At 33.0% G+C, this 21,552-nt stretch carries 22 protein-coding genes, 1 tRNA gene and 1 other RNA gene; 12 read left to right on the forward strand and 12 right to left on the reverse strand.

The window, feature by feature from the left end; translation table 11 throughout:
• Window positions 1–15: 15 nt before the first annotated feature.
• From AAGD19_RS00315 to AAGD19_RS00330, 4 genes are all read left to right on the forward strand, one after another.
• Window positions 16–1,056: a rod shape-determining protein gene (locus tag AAGD19_RS00315; protein ID WP_341747838.1), complete on the forward strand. Its 1,041-nt coding sequence runs from the start codon at window positions 16–18 to the stop codon at window positions 1,054–1,056.
• 3 nt (window positions 1,057–1,059) lie between these two features.
• The gene (gene mreC, locus AAGD19_RS00320; protein WP_341747839.1) at window positions 1,060–1,896 is read left to right on the forward strand and encodes a rod shape-determining protein MreC; all 837 of its coding nucleotides are present in this window, start codon (window positions 1,060–1,062) and stop codon (window positions 1,894–1,896) included.
• A gap of 174 nt (window positions 1,897–2,070) precedes the next feature.
• A complete protein-coding gene (locus AAGD19_RS00325) occupies window positions 2,071–2,877 on the forward strand; it encodes a palindromic element RPE1 domain-containing protein (protein WP_341747840.1) in 807 nt (268 codons plus the stop codon).
• A complete protein-coding gene (locus tag AAGD19_RS00330; RefSeq protein WP_341747841.1) occupies window positions 2,870–3,109 on the forward strand; it encodes a palindromic element RPE1 domain-containing protein in 240 nt (79 codons plus the stop codon). Before AAGD19_RS00325 ends, AAGD19_RS00330 begins: the two co-directional genes overlap by 8 nt.
• Window positions 3,110–3,129: 20 nt before the next feature.
• Here the strand turns inward: AAGD19_RS00330 and AAGD19_RS00335 are convergent, their stop codons facing one another.
• From AAGD19_RS00335 to AAGD19_RS00345, 4 genes are all read right to left on the reverse strand, one after another.
• Entirely contained in the window at window positions 3,130–4,185 is a 1,056-nt protein-coding gene (locus AAGD19_RS00335) for a YhcG family protein (RefSeq protein ID WP_341747842.1), read from the reverse strand.
• Between the two features lie 69 nt (window positions 4,186–4,254).
• Window positions 4,255–4,578, reverse strand: coding sequence for a PH domain-containing protein (locus AAGD19_RS07435; RefSeq protein ID WP_410520848.1), 324 nt, complete (start codon window positions 4,576–4,578; stop codon window positions 4,255–4,257).
• The gene (locus AAGD19_RS00340; RefSeq protein WP_341747843.1) at window positions 4,568–5,074 is read right to left on the reverse strand and encodes a winged helix-turn-helix domain-containing protein; all 507 of its coding nucleotides are present in this window, start codon (window positions 5,072–5,074) and stop codon (window positions 4,568–4,570) included. The genes AAGD19_RS07435 and AAGD19_RS00340 overlap by 11 nt, the downstream gene beginning before the upstream one ends.
• Before the next feature lie 418 nt (window positions 5,075–5,492).
• Window positions 5,493–5,582 (reverse strand) — tRNA-Ser (locus AAGD19_RS00345).
• Window positions 5,583–5,775: 193 nt separating this feature from the next.
• On the opposite strand from AAGD19_RS00345, the gene AAGD19_RS00350 reads away from it, so the two are divergent.
• From AAGD19_RS00350 to AAGD19_RS00365, 4 genes are all read left to right on the forward strand, one after another.
• On the forward strand, window positions 5,776–6,759 hold the full coding sequence (locus AAGD19_RS00350; RefSeq protein WP_341747601.1) for a transposase: 984 nt from the start codon (window positions 5,776–5,778) through the stop codon (window positions 6,757–6,759).
• A gap of 401 nt (window positions 6,760–7,160) precedes the next feature.
• Window positions 7,161–7,562, forward strand: an RNA gene (gene rnpB, locus AAGD19_RS00355) — RNase P RNA component class A.
• A 168-nt stretch (window positions 7,563–7,730) separates the two neighbouring features.
• A complete protein-coding gene (locus AAGD19_RS00360) occupies window positions 7,731–8,186 on the forward strand; it encodes a hypothetical protein (RefSeq protein ID WP_341747844.1) in 456 nt (151 codons plus the stop codon).
• Window positions 8,170–8,595, forward strand: a complete 426-nt coding sequence (locus tag AAGD19_RS00365; RefSeq protein WP_341747845.1) for a hypothetical protein — start codon at window positions 8,170–8,172, stop codon at window positions 8,593–8,595. Before AAGD19_RS00360 ends, AAGD19_RS00365 begins: the two co-directional genes overlap by 17 nt.
• A gap of 192 nt (window positions 8,596–8,787) precedes the next feature.
• Here the strand turns inward: AAGD19_RS00365 and AAGD19_RS00370 are convergent, their stop codons facing one another.
• The 3 genes from AAGD19_RS00370 to AAGD19_RS00380 form a co-directional block, all read right to left on the reverse strand.
• On the reverse strand, window positions 8,788–9,771 hold the full coding sequence (locus tag AAGD19_RS00370; RefSeq protein ID WP_341747601.1) for a transposase: 984 nt from the start codon (window positions 9,769–9,771) through the stop codon (window positions 8,788–8,790).
• A gap of 50 nt (window positions 9,772–9,821) precedes the next feature.
• Complete coding sequence (tnpA, locus tag AAGD19_RS00375; protein ID WP_410520813.1) at window positions 9,822–10,127, reverse strand: IS200/IS605 family transposase; 306 nt, start codon at window positions 10,125–10,127, stop codon at window positions 9,822–9,824.
• A 239-nt stretch (window positions 10,128–10,366) separates the two neighbouring features.
• Window positions 10,367–10,852 carry a helix-turn-helix domain-containing protein gene (locus AAGD19_RS00380; protein ID WP_341747846.1) on the reverse strand — a complete coding sequence of 162 codons (486 nt, stop codon included), beginning with the start codon at window positions 10,850–10,852 and terminating at the stop codon, window positions 10,367–10,369.
• A gap of 315 nt (window positions 10,853–11,167) precedes the next feature.
• Between AAGD19_RS00380 and AAGD19_RS00385 the strand changes: the two genes are divergently transcribed.
• Complete coding sequence (locus AAGD19_RS00385) at window positions 11,168–13,027, forward strand: AAA family ATPase (RefSeq protein ID WP_341747847.1); 1,860 nt, start codon at window positions 11,168–11,170, stop codon at window positions 13,025–13,027.
• Here the strand turns inward: AAGD19_RS00385 and AAGD19_RS00390 are convergent.
• Together AAGD19_RS00390 and AAGD19_RS00395 are read right to left on the reverse strand one after the other, a co-directional pair.
• Window positions 13,001–13,543: a hypothetical protein gene (locus AAGD19_RS00390; RefSeq protein ID WP_341747848.1), complete on the reverse strand. Its 543-nt coding sequence runs from the start codon at window positions 13,541–13,543 to the stop codon at window positions 13,001–13,003. The two genes, AAGD19_RS00385 and AAGD19_RS00390, sit on opposite strands and share 27 nt — an antisense overlap.
• A complete protein-coding gene (locus tag AAGD19_RS00395) occupies window positions 13,503–14,606 on the reverse strand; it encodes a recombinase family protein (RefSeq protein ID WP_341747849.1) in 1,104 nt (367 codons plus the stop codon). The genes AAGD19_RS00390 and AAGD19_RS00395 overlap by 41 nt, the downstream gene beginning before the upstream one ends.
• Before the next feature lie 480 nt (window positions 14,607–15,086).
• Between AAGD19_RS00395 and AAGD19_RS00400 the strand changes: the two genes are divergently transcribed.
• Complete coding sequence (locus AAGD19_RS00400) at window positions 15,087–15,290, forward strand: hypothetical protein (protein WP_341747850.1); 204 nt, start codon at window positions 15,087–15,089, stop codon at window positions 15,288–15,290.
• On the opposite strand, the gene AAGD19_RS00405 is transcribed toward AAGD19_RS00400, so the two are convergent.
• The gene (locus AAGD19_RS00405) at window positions 15,265–15,510 is read right to left on the reverse strand and encodes a palindromic element RPE1 domain-containing protein (RefSeq protein WP_341747851.1); all 246 of its coding nucleotides are present in this window, start codon (window positions 15,508–15,510) and stop codon (window positions 15,265–15,267) included. The genes AAGD19_RS00400 and AAGD19_RS00405 overlap by 26 nt on opposite strands.
• 232 nt (window positions 15,511–15,742) lie before the next feature.
• Complete coding sequence (locus AAGD19_RS00410) at window positions 15,743–16,555, reverse strand: hypothetical protein (protein ID WP_341747852.1); 813 nt, start codon at window positions 16,553–16,555, stop codon at window positions 15,743–15,745.
• A 464-nt stretch (window positions 16,556–17,019) separates the two neighbouring features.
• Here AAGD19_RS00410 and AAGD19_RS00415 point away from each other — a divergent pair, with 464 nt between their 5' ends.
• The gene (locus tag AAGD19_RS00415; protein ID WP_341747853.1) at window positions 17,020–17,838 is read left to right on the forward strand and encodes a hypothetical protein; all 819 of its coding nucleotides are present in this window, start codon (window positions 17,020–17,022) and stop codon (window positions 17,836–17,838) included.
• 671 nt (window positions 17,839–18,509) lie between these two features.
• Window positions 18,510–18,863: a transposase gene (locus AAGD19_RS00420; protein ID WP_341747854.1), complete on the forward strand. Its 354-nt coding sequence runs from the start codon at window positions 18,510–18,512 to the stop codon at window positions 18,861–18,863.
• Between the two features lie 35 nt (window positions 18,864–18,898).
• Here the strand turns inward: AAGD19_RS00420 and AAGD19_RS00425 are convergent, their stop codons facing one another.
• Window positions 18,899–21,202, reverse strand: a complete 2,304-nt coding sequence (locus AAGD19_RS00425; protein ID WP_341747855.1) for a leucine-rich repeat domain-containing protein — start codon at window positions 21,200–21,202, stop codon at window positions 18,899–18,901.
• Window positions 21,203–21,552: the final 350 nt, after the last annotated feature.

Genomic DNA, 21,552 nt, shown 5'->3' on the forward strand with positions numbered 1-21,552 from the left:
TTTGGAGAAATAAAAATGCTAACAAACTTTTTCAGGAAATTTGTATGTGATATGGCCATAGATCTTGGTACGGCTAATACTTTAGTGTATGTCAAAGGCAAAGGAATCGTACTTAACGAACCTTCTGTAGTTGCATTGATTAAAGTGGACGGAGCATTTAAGCCATACGCATTTGGTCAGGAAGCAAAAAATATGTTAGGACGTACCCCAACAGACATTGAAGCAAAAAGACCACTAAAAGATGGTGTTATAGCCGACTTTAAAGGAGCTGAAGAAATGATAAAATATTTCATCAGAACAGTACATAATCGTAGATCATTTACTGGTCCAATGATTATAATTTGTGTACCCTCAGGTTCTACACCAGTTGAGCGTAGGGCTATTCAAGAAGCAGCAGAGAGTGCAGGAGGTAGAGATGTATACCTTATAGAAGAACCTATGGCAGCAGCAATTGGTGCCGACTTACCAGTAACAGAAGCAACTGGTTCAATGATTGTTGATGTAGGTGGAGGGACAACAGAAGTAGCCGTCCTATCATTAGGTGGTATTGTGTATGCTAGATCAGTACGGGTAGGTGGCGATAAAATGGATGAGTCTATTATTTCTTATATTAGAAGGCATTATAATTTACTAATCGGCGAAGCTACAGCAGAAAAAATCAAAAAGCAGATTGGAGCTGCTTACGTAGATGATAGTTTAGAACCAAGAGTAATGGAAATTAAAGGACGAGATTTAATCCATGGTATCCCTAAAGAAATGCTACTAAACGAAAGACAAATTGCTGACAGTCTAATTGAACCAATTAGTCAAATTGTAGAAGCAGTAAAAGTGGCGTTGGAATGCACTCCTCCAGAGCTTTCATCCGATATTGTAGATACAGGAATTGTTATGACTGGTGGTGGGGCATTACTCCGAAACTTAGATCATGTCCTAAAAGAAGCAACTAAACTGCCGGTAATTATTGCGGATCAAGCACTATCATGCGTAGCTCTTGGTACGGGAAAAGTACTAGAAGATTTTCAAAAATTTAAGCATGTGTTATTTAAACAAGATTAACCAATGGCATTACTTGCAAACAGAATAAAGCGTTCTAGTAAAATGGTAGAGTTTGCTAGATTTATACTTGTTACTTTGAGACGTGTTTTCGTTTTATTTTTTGTTATCGCCTCACTTTACTTATTTCTTGCTGCTCCAAAAAGATTTTCTTCCATTTCTCTTGAAGTCGTTGGACATGTTATTTTTGGTGGATTGCTAATTCATGAAAACATATTTAAGCAAATTAATTTAATAACCCAAAATTTTATTTATTTACGAGATTTAGCAAGAGAAAATATCGAACTACAATTAGAAGTGGCAAGACTAAGAAAGTTACAGAGTAATATATATTTGATCCAATATGAGAATAAAGAACTAAAAAAACTACTATCAGTTGTAGAAGAAGAACAATATAACTATGTCAGTGCTAAATTACTAAGTGTTTCATTAAACCCCTTCAGTAAAACTGCTTTAGTGTCAGCTGGAGTAAGACATGGTGTGGAAGTTGATCAGATAGTTACCAACAGTGAAGGATTAGTTGGACGAGTAATACAAGTAAGCAACAATTACTCTAAAATAATTTTAGTTAATGACGTAAACTCTCGAATCCCGATCACTACCGTATCTTCAAAAGAGAAAGGTATCATGAGCGGTTATGGTAATGGTAGCAAAATACTCTATTTACCAAAAACTCATCTTGTCCAAAAAGGCGAAAAAGTTATAACATCTGGTTATGGTAATATTTACCCTTACGGCATAACGGTAGGTTACGTAAAAAAAGCAAATGCAGAAAAGGTTCTTGTAAAGCCTGTAGTTGACTTATCAAAAACTGAGTTTGTCAGTATATTGCTTCCTCAATGAATCTAATAATTGGCTTTTATACTGCTATGATTTCAAGAGTTGATAGACGAAGAGGTCAATTTCAAGAAGAGCTATGCAGTAGCAAAGTCGAGCAGCTAGGGTACATGAGTAACGGAGCAGCTGAAATCTTTAGACACAACGACCTTAATTCTTGAAGTTCTACCTGAGTATATTATGTTTGGACAAAATCCTAAAAGACCAGCAATATTTAATGATGGAACTAATCTAGAAATCAAAAGTATTTTTAAGACTATTCAGGGAGAAGGGCCTTTTGTAGGTATGCCTGCTATTTTTATTAGGCTTGGCGGATGCAATCTTGCTTGTAATTTCTGCGATACCGACTTTGAAGATTTTAATATATTAACTATTAACAATATTATCGAAGAAATTGAAAAACTGGCAATTAATAGACCTCTTGCAGAATTCGCTTCTGCTAGGGAATTTGCAGGAGTCATGGAATCTCAATCCCCAGCGTATTTAGATCTACGTGAGGGGCAGAGTACCGGTAGCACGCACAAATTACCAGCAAAAGTAGAATTATGCAAGATATCTAATATCAAATTAGTGGTTATAACTGGTGGTGAGCCTTTTCGTCAACCTATAGAATTATTGTGCTACAAATTATTAGATTTGGATTATATAGTGCAAATTGAAACTAATGGCACATTATATCGTGATCTTCCAGATAAAGTCCATATAGTTTGCTCACCAAAAGCTGGGAAAAATGGTTATGCACTATTGAGAGATGACTTACTATCTCATATTAATGCCCTAAAATTTTTGGTGGCTAAAAATATACCCAAATACTCTAACATACCAGAAGTAGGACAAAGCAAGTATAATATACCAGTATTTATTCAGCCTATGGATCAAAATAATCTGTTGCTAAATAAAGAAAATGAACGGTTAGCTATTGATTTGACCATTAAGTATGGTCATCGCCTTTCCTTACAAACTCATAAGATTTTGGGTATTGAGTGATTATATATTAGATATCTTTGACAAACTCGCTTATGCTGAAGAATTTAAAGAAGCCACGGAATCTCAACCCGCAGCGGACGATGATGTACGTGAGGAGCAGAGTACCGGTAGCACGAATAAATTACCAGCAGAAGTAGCAGCCAAGAATATAATAGCTGATAACCAACGTAGAATAGTTAGGTTCAAACATACGGAGTTTATGGGCATAAAGTTGATATCCGCTTCCTCTTGATTAATAACATTCATAATTTACTAATGCTTTTTTATTTCTACTGCTTTTTGGTCATATCGATTTTTTGCTTGTAGGACTATTTCCTGAATTTTTTTCTCAAAGACCTTAATAGGTGGCAATTCGGTCCAATATTCTGCTACATGTATACCACTTGCTGATACATCCAAAAGCTCAATTTGAGCATGTGATTTTTCAGTGCAAAGAATAATACCAATTGGTGGGTTTTCTCCTTCAAAGGTCTCATACTTCTTAAGCCAATTTATATAAAGCTCCATTTGTCCTTTATATTCTGCCTTAAATTTGCCAGTTTTGAGTTCAATCGCTACTAACCTTTTGAGTTTCCGATTATACATAAGTAAATCTAAGTAAAAATGCTCATTATCTATGGTCATTCGCTTTTGACGTGCAACAAATGAGAATCCTGTACCAAGCTCTAAAATAAATTGTTCAATTTGCTGCAAAATAGCACTTTCTAGATCACTTTCATAAGGTGCATCAGGCAAATTTAAAAATTCTAATATGTATGGGTCTTTTAACACTAATTCTGGAACTAATTCATTATTTGATTTTAATAACGACAAGATTTGTCCACTATGTTTTTCAGATTTCTTGGATAATTCGCTTCTTTCATAAGTCATCTTATGGATGCTAGTGCGAAGTTGCCGTACACTCCAATTACCTTGTATACACATATATGCGTAAAATTCTCTTTGGTTTTGTTCTTTCAATGGCAATAACTCTATTATATGACTCCAGCTCAATTGTCGCGACAGTGTCGCGACAATTTGATCTTTCTGAAAAACTTCATAAAACTGTAGCATTCTAAACAATCCTGCACGGGTAAATCCTCTACCATATTCAGCTGAGAGATGCTGTGCCAGTGTTTGAATGATCTGCTGCCCGTATTCTGCTCTTGTATCTTTAAGAGTCTCTTCCTTAATTCTCTTACCTATATGCCAATATATCATGGTCATTTCAGAGTTTGCTACTCTTGCTACTCGACTCTTGGCTTGAGTTATCAGAAGTTTTATATCCTCTATCAAAGAATTATGGTCATTAGTTATTATTTGGTTCATTTATTTTTCCTATCCTTGCATGTGGTTATTTCAATTGCAATTTCTTATGCTCAGCTATTCTTGCTTGAATCAATTCGTAAACTCTATGGGGATTTTTAGACTATAAAATGTTACACCAACTTGATTCATAGTTGCGTTACTAATCATTGAAACAGTACCCAATCCAAAAATACGTTGTAAGACACCACATTTTAAACTTAGTTCTTTTATATCCTCGTACTTAATATCTACCCTTGTATAATTAATAAAACTATTAATATATGAAACTTTATCTGCCCCAATTAAAAAATTTGTACAATGATATTCTAACGCTATAGCTCCAAATAATATAAAAGGTACTAGAATTAATAAAGTGAGGATAAGTGTATTGACATCTGAAACATCACTTGTAATTCAAGTCCCTGTGATTTAGATTGTGTATTTGCGGCGGTAACCACTGAGCTGAAGTTTTTTTAAAAGTTTCCATCTCATCTTTATTTTGTTTTGGATGATGGGGACGAGGGAAAACTTTACGCCAACAATGACGATGTAAAATTTTGTAGATTGCTGATTTAGTTACTTTCTTTTGCAAAACTTCTTCATATTTTTTCTGTATTTCTCTGACTACTACAATTTCCCCTTGTGATGCTCTATGATTAAAAGATTCCAGTATTTTACTTTCATTAGCCTCGTCCATATAGCAATGATTCCTACCACCTCTTTTAGTTTCTTTTAATACTGATTCTCCGAGTTTGTAATAAGCTGTATGAATTTGCCTAACTCGACTAATACTTAAACCGGTAATTTCAGAAATCTGTTTAGGTAAATATAAAAACTTGGTACGTAAATAAATACATTGAATCTTACGAAATGCTATCATATCTGAGGCTGATTTTAACAAAAATTCCATCCGACAAACTGTTTCTGATGGATAAACATATTAATAACCTGACATTAGCTTTTTTATTTTTATTCTATAACTTAAATTATACCATCTTCATTCTATATTGAAAGATAATTAGTATCAGTGGTGAACTTAGCACAGAAGAATTTCAAAGAAAAAAACAACAATTAAAAGATCGTCAATATGAAATTGCTCGTTTACTTAAAGTTTATGAGGAAGCAGACGATAAATTTACTGATACGGCTACAATGCTAATAACTCTAGCTTCTGAAGCCTATGAAACCTTCAAAGGTTCTGAAATGCCTCAAAAACGCAAAATGATAAATTTCGTATTTCAGAACCTTAAACGTCAGGGGCAAAAAACTTGAGACCTCTCTACGTTTCCCTTTCGATATTTTAAAAAAAACGATGACTTGTACCACAGTGGCGGATAGGGTGGGATTCGAACCCACGGTACGGTTGCCCGCACGCTAGTTTTCAAGACTAGATCCTTAAACCACTCGGACACCTATCCAAGGTAATACATATCAGATAGATTAAAAAAATTCAAGTATAAATGTTTATAAGAGGGGTCAGGGTAATTTAAACAAAACTTACGCTATGAGAAAAAAAATGGTACATTATGTTGAGTATAATTTACAAATGCCAAGAGGATAAAATTGCAAGCAATACCAGTTAATAGGACAGATTACTGTCAATTTCTAATAGTGAGTCAAAAGAATTATAGTTTGACCTACTATGCTGAACATGCCAAAAAATGTAGCCATGATGTTATTAATAGATTTTTAAAAAATGAAAAATATACACCTTCTTTGTTATGGGAACATATTAAGGATGATGTTATTTTATCGCCTAACGGATATACAATATTTGATGATACGGTGTTAAATAAAAGAAATACCAAGAAAATAGAAGTTGCTAGATCACAGTACAGTGGGGCTACAGGTGGTATTACTACTGGTATAGGAGTAGTAAGTTTGGTATATTATAATCCGGATATTAATAAGTTTTGGGTAATAGATTACCGAATTTTTTCGCCCGAACATGATGGAGCGACAAAAGTAGAACACCTATTAAATATGTTAAATAATGCTGTGTATAGCAAAAAGATTCCTTTTCAAACTGTGCTTTTTGACACATGGTATGCTACGCATAAAATTATGCAACATGTTGATTCCTTGGGTAAATATTATTATGCTCCTATTAAAGCAAATAGAAACGTTACTAAAACTTCCTCTTCTAAGCCTTATAAAGCTGTTAGCAAGTTAACGTTTTCAGATGAGGAAATTAAGAGCGGAGTGGAGATTCATATAAAGGGCTTTGCAAAAGATAAGCATGTTAATTTGTTTAAACTTACTGTTTCTACCAACAGAGTTGATTATATTGTTACCAATAACAAAACTCAAAAATCTTCTAAAGCCGTACAAGATGAGTGTGGCTTTCGTTGGGTAATTGAGAGCATGCATAGAGAAATCAAGCAACTTACCGGTATAGAACGATGCCAATGCAGAAAACAACGCATCCAGCGTAATCACATTAGTTGTGCATTTTTAGTGTGGGCTTTTCTAAAAAGAACTGCACACAAAATAGGTAAGACGGTTTATCAAATAAAGTTAGGGCTTTTAGATCATTATATGCAACAGCAGTTACGTTCACCCTCTTTACGCTATTTAGAACCTTACATAGCGTAAGTTTTGTAGCTTTATCGCCATTATAAACTTTGTCAAATGATAAAGAACCTTGGAATATTGTCTGCCACACAATTTTTGCTCTTGGATTATCCATGTTAAAGCCTATCCCTATAGTGTTGTATCCCTTAATGTCTTTATATACTTGTAATATTTCATTTTCATTACCTTTAATAAAAATAAATACCATTTCTTGGTAAAATTGTAGATGTTTTGGGTCAGAAAGATTTAATCCATATAATTTATCCCGTAATTCAGCGGCAAATTTTATACTCACTACCATAAATTTAACTATTATTATCTTGAAAAGATCAATAATAGCAGGTTTTTAACTAGCACTAAGTATCCTAGAATAATAATTTTAAATAATTATTGACGGAAATATTATTTCAGAACATAATCACTTCGATGGTCGTGCAGTTGCGTAAATATCTATACTAGAATTTACGAGGAAAGTCCGGACTCTACAGAGATATGGTGCTGGTTAACGTCCAGCGGAAGAGTAATCTTTTAGGGAAAGTGCCGCAGAAAATATACCGCCAAAATTTGTTATCAAATTTTGGTAAGGGTGAAATGGTGTGGTAAGAGCATACCGGTAGGTTGGTAACAAGCTACGCATGGTAAACCCCACCAAGAGCAAGATCAAATAGGCATTACAGAACTTACGTGTTCCTAGGCATCTCTGACTAGAAGTAATGTGGGTGGATCGCTTGAGATAAATGGTAATATTTATCCTAGATAAATAACTGCAGTAGATAATAGAAATATTATTTATACAAAATCCGGCTTATAGATCATCATATTTGAAACCTCAGTTTTGGATTAAAATTTTTAATTTTAATCCAAAACTGGCTGGAATATCAGAATAAATTGTGAACATGAATTGCTGTACAGAGTTTTTGCGTAAATATTCCCCTGTCATTTTGTGTTTATTCTTAATGTCTTTACATTTTGCCTCTACCTATCCTGGGGGTATGTCGTTTGATAGTTTTGATCAATATGGGCAGAGTATCAATAAAAACTATTTTTCACATCACCCACCGTTAATGTCAATGGTATGGTCCTTGTTTCATTATATTTACCAAGGTCCGCAGACGATGCTCTTGCTGAATTTAGGACTGTTGTGGGGTGGAGTATTGCTGCTTTTCTATGCTGATTCACAGAATAAATACAGATGGCTTTACTTATTAATACCATTTCTACCTAATATATTATCCCAATCTGGAACAATTTGGAAAGATGTAGCTTTTGCCTTTGGTAGTTTCTTTGTAGTAGCTACTTGTATTTTTCATACTTACCGTCAAAACCCTGCCCCTCTTTGGGTGATTACAGGATTACTATTAATTGTTTTTTATGTTGTTGGTGTTAAGTTTCAAGCACAATTTATAGCTCCAATTTTGATTTTGTTTGTTATTGTCAATTTATCTTAAAACTAGCTTGTTAATAAGAATAATACTAACCTGCATAATTTCGCTATTAATAATATATGGTAATGCTAAACTTACTAAGCATTTTTCTACTGAAAGTCATGCAGAGCAATTACGTCAATTATTTGATATTGCTGGAGTAAGTGTTGCTATCAATAATGATGATTTAGTGCCAAAATATGTTAAAGAAGACCTAGATTTATATAGTTTTGAGAAGCTTAAAGTTCATTACACTCCTAGATGGGTTGATCCATTAATTTTTGGTGATACTAGGATTTATGCCTCTACAGCAGATCCTATAAAGTTACAAGAAATGGAATCTGCTTATAAACAAGCCATTACTCACTATCCACTAGATTTTCTTAAACATCGTACAATGAATTTTGTTATGTTAACCCGAGTTGCCAATTAATTTATAAGAGCAGAGCTAGGTTTTATGAACATTTGAAGTTAATTTGTAACATTAAAACACTTAATAAAAACTATATTTTTTAGAAATATGTTTGTATTAAAAATGTTTTAGTATCGAGCCTCACATGAAACCAGCGTTAAATATAGCTTTTGCCAGTATAATTAATTGGCAACTCGGGTTATGTTACAAAACTTACGCTATGTAAGGTTCTAAATAGCGTAAAGAGGGTGAACGTAACTGCTGTTGCATATAATGATCTAAAAGCCCTAACTTTATTTGATAAACCGTCTTACCTATTTTGTGTGCAGTTCTTTTTAGAAAAGCCCACACTAAAAATGCACAACTAATGTGATTACGCTGGATGCGTTGTTTTCTGCATTGGCATCGTTCTATACCGGTAAGTTGCTTGATTTCTCTATGCATGCTCTCAATTACCCAACGAAAGCCACACTCATCTTGTACGGCTTTAGAAGATTTTTGAGTTTTGTTATTGGTAACAATATAATCAACTCTGTTGGTAGAAACAGTAAGTTTAAACAAATTAACATGCTTATCTTTTGCAAAGCCCTTTATATGAATCTCCACTCCGCTCTTAATTTCCTCATCTGAAAACGTTAACTTGCTAACAGCTTTATAAGGCTTAGAAGAGGAAGTTTTAGTAACGTTTCTATTTGCTTTAATAGGAGCATAATAATATTTACCCAAGGAATCAACATGTTGCATAATTTTATGCGTAGCATACCATGTGTCAAAAAGCACAGTTTGAAAAGGAATCTTTTTGCTATACACAGCATTATTTAACATATTTAATAGGTGTTCTACTTTTGTCGCTCCATCATGTTCGGGCGAAAAAATTCGGTAATCTATTACCCAAAACTTATTAATATCCGGATTATAATATACCAAACTTACTACTCCTATACCAGTAGTAATACCACCTGTAGCCCCACTGTACTGTGATCTAGCAACTTCTATTTTCTTGGTATTTCTTTTATTTAACACCGTATCATCAAATATTGTATATCCGTTAGGCGATAAAATAACATCATCCTTAATATGTTCCCATAACAAAGAAGGTGTATATTTTTCATTTTTTAAAAATCTATTAATAACATCATGGCTACATTTTTTGGCATGTTCAGCATAGTAGGTCAAACTATAATTCTTTTGACTCACTATTAGAAATTGACAGTAATCTGTCCTATTAACTGGTATTGCTTGCAATTTTATCCTCTTGGCATTTGTAAATTATACTCAACATAATGTACCATTTTTTTTCTCATAGCGTAAGTTTTGCCTATTACTTCGGCTACAGAATATTTAGGAGGAATTTTGATGAGCATATGGACATGATCTTGTACCATATGACCTTCTATGATCTTACTCCCTCGTTGAAAAGCTAACTCATGGAATACGTTTCCAAGATATTTTCTAACCTTCCCGTACAATTCTCTTTTTCGACACTTTGGAATAAACACAATATGATATTTGCAATCCCATTTAGAATAATTTAAACTTTCGTATGTTGTCATATATTTTCTCCTTTGACCGTCAAGCCAAAGAAGTTATATATGATAACTTCTTATTTTATACTAAATCTAAAGGCCAAGCCTTGATGGTCTCACTAGTCAAACTAGTGCCTTACCTATCATTGAGTTAACATGCCTAAATTCCCTTTCTAACCACTTATCACCTAAGTTGTAAGCATTAGATAATGCTTGTATATGCCTCATTCTTTCCCCTTCTTATATTTTAAGTATATAATTCAATATTATTTTATACTTAATTTTATATTTGTGGGTAAAAGTAAGGATTTAACTCTAGTAACATCCCCATTTAAACATATTTCTTCTTCTCCCCAATCAAATTGAAACGCCTGACCAGCTTCAAAATTTAATGGAATAAAAACTTGCTTACCTTTTGCTTCATGGGTTCTCCGAAAACTCCTAACGATTAGATTTACAGATTCATAACTACCCTGATAACCTGATATCTTCAACTGTTCGTATAGCTTCTTACCAGTCATCCTACGTCTGACTGGTTCTTTGATATTCTCTGCTAATAGTTGATTTAACATCGCAAGATATTCCCCCAAAACTGGCTTAGCTTTAGTATATTTGGCTAATTCAAATTTGGTTGCATCACTGCGTATAACTTTCTTAACGGTATTTTTTGATATATTAAGCTCTTTGGCAATTGCTTTAATTGCTTTGCCATCAACATGATACATTTTGCGTATTTTTGCAATTGATTCCACGATAAACACTCCCTAAAAACTCCTTAAAAAAATATTTAAAATATTAATTTTCTGGAGATATTGTTACTTTTTTAGAGGGGTCATTTTTCGTTACAATCTTTGCTCTAAAGGGGGAAAACCTGATTACAATTTACAAAGGATATAGGGATAGCTGTAGTAAAAGTTATAGTACCGGGCTTGCGGCATTTTGGCAGAAGTTTTTCACCGGGTCGTTTATTTTTGTATTTGCTTAAATTACTAGTGATGCTAGCTTATTTGTGCTACAATTTGTTAGATATAAGGCTTTATGGTAATTTTCAAATATAATCAACTAGTATGATAGTTAAACTTTCGGGTACTAATACGCAATTTAAAGATACTGATCCTGTTAAGAATAATAGTAATCCACCTAGCATGAGGATAGGTACTGATGACTTTAAAACGTTATTGTTAAATAGTGATGTATTTGTTGATAAAAGCTTAATAATCAAAGAATTACTAGAAGACAGTGGAGAAGTAATTCTAATTACCCGACCAAGACGTTGGGGTAAGAGCTTGAACATGGATATGATTAGGAGATTCTTTGAAATAGAAATAGATGAGCATGGCAATCCCTCATCATTAGAGCATCAGAACAATATCAAATTATTTACAGGTGGAGAAATAGATTTAGGACTTGCAACTGGTAGAAAAAAATTACTTCAAAAGCTCAAAGTAGCTGAGTATCCACATATTATTTTGGAATATCAAGGTCAATTTCCCATAATATTCATCACATTTAAAAGCGTGGAAGGTTCAAGCTATCACGATATTGAACAAGGAGTAAAAAGCCAGTTACGGAAATTATTTCAGTCACATAGATATTTAGCTAATAGTGATAAGCTTGCATCAGATGAACGAGCAGATTTCAACCAATATTTATTTGGCGAGGTAACTCTAGACAATATCAAAAATAGTTTGGCTATTTTAAGCCACTTGCTGTACAAACATTACAATAAAAAGCCTTGGGTATTGATTGATGAATATGATACGCCCATTAATAGTGCTTATAGATGCTTTGGTACTAATGAGGCAGAATTTCAAAAAGTATTAGAAATTTTTCGTGGAATCATGAAATCTACCTTTAAAAAGGAAACTGGCGATCAAGAATTGCCAGTTGAAAGGGGAGTTATTACTGGAATTCTGCGGATTGCTAAAGCTGAGTTATTTTCTGGGCTAAATAATGTTCGGGAATATAGTTTGTTAGATAAAAAATTTGCGATGAGCTATGGATTTACCCAGATAGAAGTAGATGAGTTATTAACTAAAGTGCCGCTTACTACTAGTCTAGAAAAAATTAAGGATTGGTATAATGGTTATAAATTTGGGGGAGAAGTCATCTATAATCCTTGGTCAATTATGCAGTGTTTAGCAAGTGAAGGTGAGCTTGATTATTATTGGGTTGACAGTGGAGGAACTGGTTGGATTGATAATGTTTTATTATCAGATGAGATGCAGCAGGATATTCAAGTATTGGCTGCTGGTAAAGCTATTATTGCTCCTATTATGAAACAGATAAGTTTTGCTGATATTAGTTCACGTTCAGGTTTGTTTAGCTTATTATTATTTAGTGGCTATTTAAATCCTACCGCTGTTGAGCCAACAAGAAATATTTTTGAATTAAGTGCACCAAATGAAGAAGTAAAATTTATTTATGAAACTCGATTACTGCAATGGCTTGGTAAACAATTACAAATGGATAGCTCGTTATATTATCCACTAATGAGCTTACTACCAGCTGGTAAAATAGAGGAGTTTAAACAAAGAATGCAGGAGTTACTGCTGGGTAGCACTAGTTTTCACCAAGTAGGAGAAAAAAAAGCCGAATTATTTTATAGCGGCTTTATGCTAGGGATTGTTAATATGCTAGCACCGAGCTATATAATATCAAGTGAGCAAGAATCAGGTGATGGACGCCCTGATGTAATTATGATCCCCAAAGCTGGTAAAGGTGACAAAGCTATGATTATCGAGTATAAAATCGCTAAACCTTCAGAAGATTTAACGACTATAGCAGGGTCTGGTCTACAACAAATTATTGATAGGAAATATGATACTAAAGTAAAAGAGCATCAACATGTTAAACAAATACTAAAAATCTGCATGGCTTTTTGTGGTAAAAATATGGATTTACAATATCAGGTTACAGAGCTTTAGTAAGAGACTGTAAGCGTTTGAATAATCAGTAATTTTATGTCTATCGTGGTTCTGAAATTGTCCACTACGCCCCGCCATTTTTGTACAAGTTGTCGTTTTTTCAAAAATATCGAACGGAAAACGTAGAGAGGTCTCAAGTTTTTTGCCCCTTAGTTTGAGGTTCTGAAATACGAAATTTATCATTTTGCGTTTTTGGGGCATTTCAGAACCTTTGAAGGTTTCATAGGCTTCAGAAGCTAGAGTTATTAGCATTGTAACCGTATCAGTAAATTTATCGTCTGCTTCCTCATAAACTTTAAGTAAACGAGCAATTTCATATTGACGATCTTTTAATTGTTGTTTCTTTGCTTGGAATTCTTCTTTGCTTAGTTCGCCGCTTAATCTTAAATCAATTAATGAATTTAGTTTATTTTCATTTTCTGTATGTTCTTTCTTTAAAGCAGCCGTCGCTTGCCCATGCTCATCTTTTTTTAGCTCATTTGTATTTTTTAAATAGGCAAGGGTCTCTTTTAGCATTTCCGGGTCTCCCCCTTATACCTATTCTTTTAAAAACCTCTTCTATTTGCTTTAAAACCTCATCTTCCCTTATATATATTTTCTTGTCTAGGTTATGTGGATCCCAAGTAGCTAAATATGTCCATTCGTCCACTTTGCCATCTGAATATGTTTTACTATGAATTTCAGATGTTACCATTTTGCCAGTTACTGCACAGGTGATTAATCCTCTAAAGAGGAAATCTTTCCCACCATATTTGAATGGCTTCTTCTTCCAACCTAAACGTACATCTTTACATGCCATAAAAGTCTCTTTTGTTATAATTGCTTGGTAACTATGTGACCACATCTCTCCTTTTACTCTCATCTCACCGTAATAAAATGGTTGTTGTATTAAACGATGTATAACAGTTTTATTTAGGTGACAATTCTTTTTACTTCTTAAGCCTAATTCTTTAGCCATGTTTACCATAGACCTAAGAGTATACATTCCTGTTGCATATTCTTCAAAGAGTTTTTTTATGATAGAACCTCTTAAAGGATCGAGAATTACTATACTGTTTCCTCTTTCATCTCGACTATTTAGGTAACCAAGAGGAGCTGGCCCTATCCACTCTCCTTTACGCAATTTATGATCTAGGCTTCTTTTAACGTTATCACTTAAACTATCAACGTAAGATTGTGCCATCAATACGTTCATCCCCCACATTAGCTTTGCATGAGACTGAGAATCTTTATCTATTATGTAACCTTCTGTTCTAAAATGTAATTCTATCTTACCAGCTTTTATTGGTTCTTCTAGTAATGAAATTTCTGAGATTCTTCTTTGTACTCGATCTACTTTATCAGCAACTATAGCAATTGTTTCTCTATGGCTTTTAGCAAATTTGATCATCTCTTTAAATTGTTTGCGATCACCTCTGCTTGAAGATTCGATAATTTCAAAAGTTTCGATAACTTCAAGATTTTTACGTTGGCAATATTCTACTAATCTATATTTTTGAGTTTCAATTGAATACCCTTCTTCTTGCTCCCTTGTTGAAACACGAACTAAAATTATTGATTTTGTTGCTTTGTCTGGCATATTTTTTCCTTTGATACAAGTATTATGCATTCAGAGATAGATTAAATACTGGACGAGTCAAGTTGAGTTTGCATTAAATTATCCAAGTAACCTCAGTATTAGAGCCAAGTGTCACATTTTTTTAGCATTAATAATTTTTGGTTATTGTAAAAATAATTGTTTTAACTCGTAGCAAGAGTAACTTGATCAAGTGGTTTATCATAGATACCCCTATTTATTATTTTAAGGCTATTACACGGCTTTTTAGTATCATTATGGTCACAGAAAAAACCTAGTTTTTGAATTATTACGCTCTAAGCCTAAATATGGGTCTTTTTGATTTATTATGAGTTTGCTTTAAAATAGATAAGTTAAAAACTTAACCGAATACCACTATTTACATCGATCAGCTTATTGATATTCTGTATCAGATATGATACAATTGAGTCATAACAAATAAATCTTATGGCAGCTAAACGATTATTATAGCACTTAACATATATGTTCATATTAGGTAAAAGAGATTTTGTATTTGAGGCAAGTTATAGAACGTTAAAAATAATGTATGAATCCCTATCTAAAGTAGCAAAAGGTCTTATTATAACTAGTCTAGAACTTCAAGAGGACAAAATATTAGCTAAATTAGCAGATGAAAGGATAGGTAATACTAAGGAATGGATTAGTCATACGGACACTTGGAAATAATAGACCTCCTTCGAAACTCTACTTCTGCTGGTGATTTGTACGTCGATGCGGTACTCGAATCCGTAACGGAATTAGAGTACGCTGCGGTTCGAGGTGAAGCGTCTCCTTCAAATCCCTCAGCACAAGCGAGTTTCGAAAGAGGTCTATTCAGAATCTCTCTGACAATATTATCAAGTCTTTCTTGAATTATCAGGGAGTGTTCAGGTAAAACAGTTTTCATATATTTGTAATGCAGCTATCTAATATATGTAGATTACTATAATCGGCATAGATATTACAAAAAGAATTTTGCAAATTCACCTATGTACAAAAATCTTCCCTATAACATTTAGGTTTTTATTTGAGTACCGTGATATTGTTGCAAGCAAAACATGATCTTTTTTGGTGTAATAGATACCTTTTTAATCACATCAATATATTTATTATTTTAAAAAAGATGAATATTTTTAAAATTATACCCCCAGTTTTTTGTTGTGGCTTTCTAGAGTCTCAATTAACAGCTCTTCTACTTGGTAACTAATATTTTCATTGTCAAAATCTGTGAAATCTATTATTATCTTGCTTGTAATTTTATTATTAGACTCTAGAAGTTTCACCAGTGTTATTGCCCCATTGTCAGCTATATTGTTATAGCTAAGGTCTATTTGACTGATGGTTCTATTAGTTTCTAAAGCTTTAACAAGCTGGACAATCCCAACATCACTAATAATATTATTATTGAGACATATTGTCTTTATAGTGTTATTATTCTTTAGAAGTCTTGCTAGTATGATTGCTCCTTTATCACTAATATTATTGCTACCAATATCCACTTGCTTTATAATTTCATTATTTGTTAGAAGTCCTGCCAGTATATCCGCTCCCTCATCACCAATATCATTGCCTCTAAGACTTATTTGCTTTATGGTTTTATTATTTTCTAGAAATTCATCTAGTATGATTAGTCCTTGAACCCCGATATTATTATATTCAATATCTATATTAATCAAACTATGATTATTCTCTAACAGTTCGATAAGCAGACTTAGTCCCTCAAGATCAATATCGTTGTCGCAAAGACGTATTGCGGTTATAAGCTTATTATGTTCTAAAATTTTGCCAACTATTTCAATTCCTTCTAAACCTATACGAACTTCGATAAATTCTATATAAGTTATATTATTGCTCTGCAAAACTTCTCTAAGTATTTGTGCAGCAATGTTAGTGATATTATTTATTTTTTCATTTGTTAAATTATTTTGTTGATCTTTAACATTGGTAGTCATAAAATTAACCCCTATTGTTCGTTAGGAAAATAGACACTGAGGTTAGATTTAAAAATTTTCCGATCTTTGTTCTAACCTCGGTGCTTAACACCACACCACGTAGTATCATCTTCACACATATCCTCATTAATCCTAGAAGTACAGCGGTTTTTTCCACTATTAGTGATTTTTTTGTAAAATTTATTATAGCAGTGTTGAACTAGATACAGTGGCTAAAATTATTATTAAGTCAGTGCCTAATTTAGCTATTAAAATCAAGGAAGTATTGAAAGAAAGGGATGTACTCTCTGTATTTACCAACATATTCCTTTGATCTCAATTCAATTTAGCATTGCTGGACTAACTAAGAATTACTTATAAAAAATGATTAAAAATCTTGATGAAATAAGAGATACTATCACAGATAGCCTAAAACTTCCCTAGGTTATTTATAAAGTCTTAATTCATCAATGAGGAAATTACATATGAACTCAAGGATAATATCATTATTAAATATTTTATTAGCACAATTAATATTAATTAGTACCTGTAAAGCTGAGGGTAATAACCTACCGAGTGCCAAAACTGCTAAATCTATATTACTACCAAAAGTGATAAGTCCTAACACAAGTACTAATATAACTATTATTTTAAATATAAATCAATCTAGCAATGATTCATACTTTACAATTGAGTTAGGGGCATATGAGAATAAAAGCCCATCATTAAAACTCACTATGGGATCAATGCTAGAGTTATATTCTCCAATCCAGGATTCAGCAAATGTTCATCAAAAATTACACATAGTAATGCGTCCATTTCAAGAATTGAATCAATCATTAAATGAGTATCCTAATACCAAAGAACAAAGTCTTGGATTAAAAAAGGAGTTATTAAGAGAGAAAGTATTCAGAAAAACTTATCCTCAAGAAATAAAGCTTCAAAATGAGGAAGTATACTCATATTATCGGTCAAATAACGAACCAATTCCCCCGCGTTACTATTCTACCTTATTACCGGAGCGTAGATTTAATAAAAGTATCGTTGATTTGTTAGGTAGTAGTAAACTAGATGTTTGGCGGGCGTCTGCTAGGCAAGCTTATGCAGATAGTCCAAGCCTATTAACTTTATGGCAAGCTTTTGACCCACAAGATATTATTGATCCTGAATTACGGGATATTGCTGAATATTTTAAAAGTTATAATAACAAATTAACCAAGGAAGAGTTTGAGCAAAAATATGGTGAATCAGGTTTAAAATATGACCCTAATTTTACCGAAGCACTAGTAGAAGATATTTTATAGAGGAAAAAGCAGCGAGAAATTAATGAATATATAATTGCTGCAGGTAAAGGCGGATTAATTGAAGTTATTGTAAAATTTGGACTCGAGGTGATATTTGGTAATCTGTTCTTATTAACATTTCTGCTAGCTTTGTCCCTATTGTGGTGGGCAAGTAAGATGGGTGGCAATGGCTTTAAAAAATGATAAACTAGCTAACTCCCAAAAGTATAGAGGTTTTCCTCTATTAATGATTTTTTGGTAAAATTTGTTATAATAATGCTAAACTGGAAACAATAGAATTATTATTAAATAAGCACATAATTTAGCTAATTAAGATTTAATGTGTGGCGACATTAATCAACCCGAGTTGCCAATTAATTTATAAGAGCAGAGCTAGGTTTTATGAACATTTGAAGTTAATTTGTAACATTAAAACACTTAATAAAAACTATATTTTTTAGAAATATGTTTGTATTAAAAATGTTTTAGTATCGAGCCTCACATGAAACCAGCGTTAAATATAGCTTTTGCCAGTATAATTAATTGGCAACTCGGGTTAATCAGAAATATCAAGTCGCTACACATTCAAATTTTTTATTTCATTACCTCAAATAGCTACAATCTTTAAAAAATGAGGGTAAATAATTTATTTACCACTTAAAGCATCAAGTATCACTTTATTATTAGCAACAATGGCATCTAAATATTTTATGACTTGTTGTAAATATAAAGAGAAGATATATTTGATTTGTGATAATGCTGGGTATTATAAGTCAAAGAAAGTAAAGGAGTATCTAGTAAATAGCAAAATAGAATTAGTATTTTTACCTCCCTATAGCCCTAATCTTAATTCGATTGAACGATTATGGAAATTTATGCATAGAATTGTAACAAATAATAAATTTTACCATAATTTCGCTCAATTCTCAGAAGCTATAGATAGATTTTTTGCTAATATTGATAAATACAAAGGTAATTTGCTTACTCTTATAACTGACCAATTTCAGACTATAACTTTTAATCATTTTGCCAACTCTGCAGGTTAATTGAGTATACTTACAGCAAACTGCTTTGCAATCTTTTAGCAGTACAAATCACATTTTAAGTCGCCAAGTAAATTGTTGGTAAATTCTTCATTTACTAGGTCATAATTGTAAAAATCATGCTCATCTGCTCTAGTGGCAAAATTTTGCCCTTGAGCAGCAACATTATCCATAATCTTACTAATTTTCTTGTAAGCCGCAGCCTTAAAATTTTCATCATGACTTAGGCTGAATGCGTGGTGATAACATTTTTTGGCTTTCTCAAATAAACCTACAGACTCAAAATATTCAGCTTGCTTTAGTTTTATATCAGGGTTTCTTTTATCTTGTTTTAACCATGCTTTAAAACATTCTTCTATACTAAATTCATTATTAACTACTTTATAGCAGTCAATCGCCTTAGCATATTCACCCTTATTAAAAAATAGCTGACCAAGTTTCTCATATATTTTTGGTAGATGACTATTCGCCTCTATAGCTTTTACATAGTAAGCCAATGCCCCATTTTCACCATCCTTCTCAGAAATAGTAGCTAAGCAACTATAGGCTATAGCCTTAAGATTCTTGCAGGCAGGAGAGTCCTGATAATCCTCTAGATACTTTATAGCTTTATGATAATAAACTTGGTCAAGCCTATCTTCATCAATATTCAAACTGCTAACTTGGTACTCAAGATTTTCTGTTACTTTAGTATGGCAAGCTATTATTAACTCTGCAATCTTGGCATGATCAGGTAATTCAGCTGCTTTTTTACAAACACTAGCAAAGAATTTCACATATTCATATTGCTGCTGTAAGCAATAACCATAGCCTTGGATCTGATGCTGAAGTTGAATATTATTAGGTTCAGCATATTCAGCAAAAATCTCCACTGCTATCTGGAAGTTGATTAGAGCATTTGATATGCTATCTATTGGCTTGCTAAATACTTTTTGTAATCTTGATAATAACTCCAGCTCTAGAAAATATTCATCTTTATTATGCCCTGGCAGGAGATTATTGTAATGAATTGATGATGGTATCCAATCTTTGACAAGATTATAATTCTCAGAAAATGCATTGAGTGGATTGACATCTGAGCATTTAGTTGCATTACCAATAGCCTTAACTATCACCTCTAATAGTTGATTAAAATTATTACTGGCAGTATTTAACAGATGAGATGAACACTCCATAGCTTTCTTAGAAATAGCTATGTTGACCATATCACCTTTAGCGTTAGAATATTTGGATGACATGTCTATTGCCACAAGTAAATCAGGTACAACTAACTCACCTTCGTCAGTTGGTTTATAGAATAGATATATTGAGCCATTATCTTTGAGCTTATTAATCAGTGCTTTGTGTTCATCTGTTGCTCCTTGATTATCTGCTAATATTTTATCTATAGACTTTTTGATATGCTGAATATTTTTGTTTGGTGGTACATGGGTAACTACTAAAGATATGCTGCCTTCTATATATCCAATATCCTTAAAACTTTTTATAAAGTTAGATAACGTTGCAAGGAAAGCACTACCTCTTTCAACAGCACTATTTAAAACCAATTCAGGTATCACCAACACAAATTTTAGCTGCTCTGTAGTTTCAAAAAGCCTTTTAATATAGAAACTGTTAGCAATTTCTTGAACGGGATCAGTGTCATTAAAGCCAGGACAATCCCAAATGATTAGGTCTTTATCTTTAGCAAAACATTTATTAGGAATCTTAGTCTCGGAAGATAGTTTATGACCAATGACAATATCGGCAAGTGGCTGCATCGCGTCAATAACCAACTCGCTAGTTTCATCATCAATAATTGCCTGTAGTTCTCTGCCAGTAAGCACGTAAGCGAGTGTACTCTTACCAGCCCCGGTATTACCAAGCAGCAATATCCCCTTCTTGCCATGTTCCTGCAGACGATCGTTACCATCTCGGATTAGATTCGATACTTGCTTGATAGTAGCCTGATCATCATTATCAAACTGATTATCCCCATCTGCTACCTTAAATAATTTCACAACCTGTATCTCTGGAACATATTCTTTTACTTTTGCCTCCTCTATGACTTTTAATTTAGCTGCTTCTTGCTCAAGTCTCTCAGCTTCTTGTCTAGCTTTTTCATCTGCCTCTGCTTGTTGTTGCTGTCTTAGCTTTTCAGCCAAAGCCTTCGCTCCTGCCGTTCCTATATGGTTTTGTCCAATGTCAAGATTAGTAATAGATTTAAAAGCTATGTTAAGTAGATTGATATGTGCAAGGTTTATTTTGTCTAAATTATTAATCAGTTTTAACGCAGCTTGTTCTAGTTCAAAAGAAATATCACTTGTTAATTTTTTTTGTTGATTTTTAAATTTGCTCGCCATATAATTAACTCCTATTTTTGGGTTTTTTAGAAAATAGACACTGAGGTTAGGTTTAAAAATTTTCTGATTCTTTGCTTCTAACCTCAGTGCTTGACTCCACACCACGTGGTGTCACTACTAATATATTATCCTCATCACCAATAGAGTCCAGAGAAGTTTTAGCACCTAGAGTATTTTTTTTTGAAATTCGATAGATCAGAGGTAAAACGGAGACAGTAACTGAAATTTTTGTTATAGTTCGGGGCTAAATGGTTATGGTAAAATGTAGTTAACCTTTTTGTAATAAAGCTTTAATGGTTTTTTCCTTAGTGTAAATACCTTCTTGCATAATTCTTGACTACCAAAAATTT

Origin of the sequence: Candidatus Tisiphia endosymbiont of Dascillus cervinus, from assembly GCF_964026405.1 — a bacterium.
GTDB lineage: Bacteria > Pseudomonadota > Alphaproteobacteria > Rickettsiales > Rickettsiaceae > Tisiphia.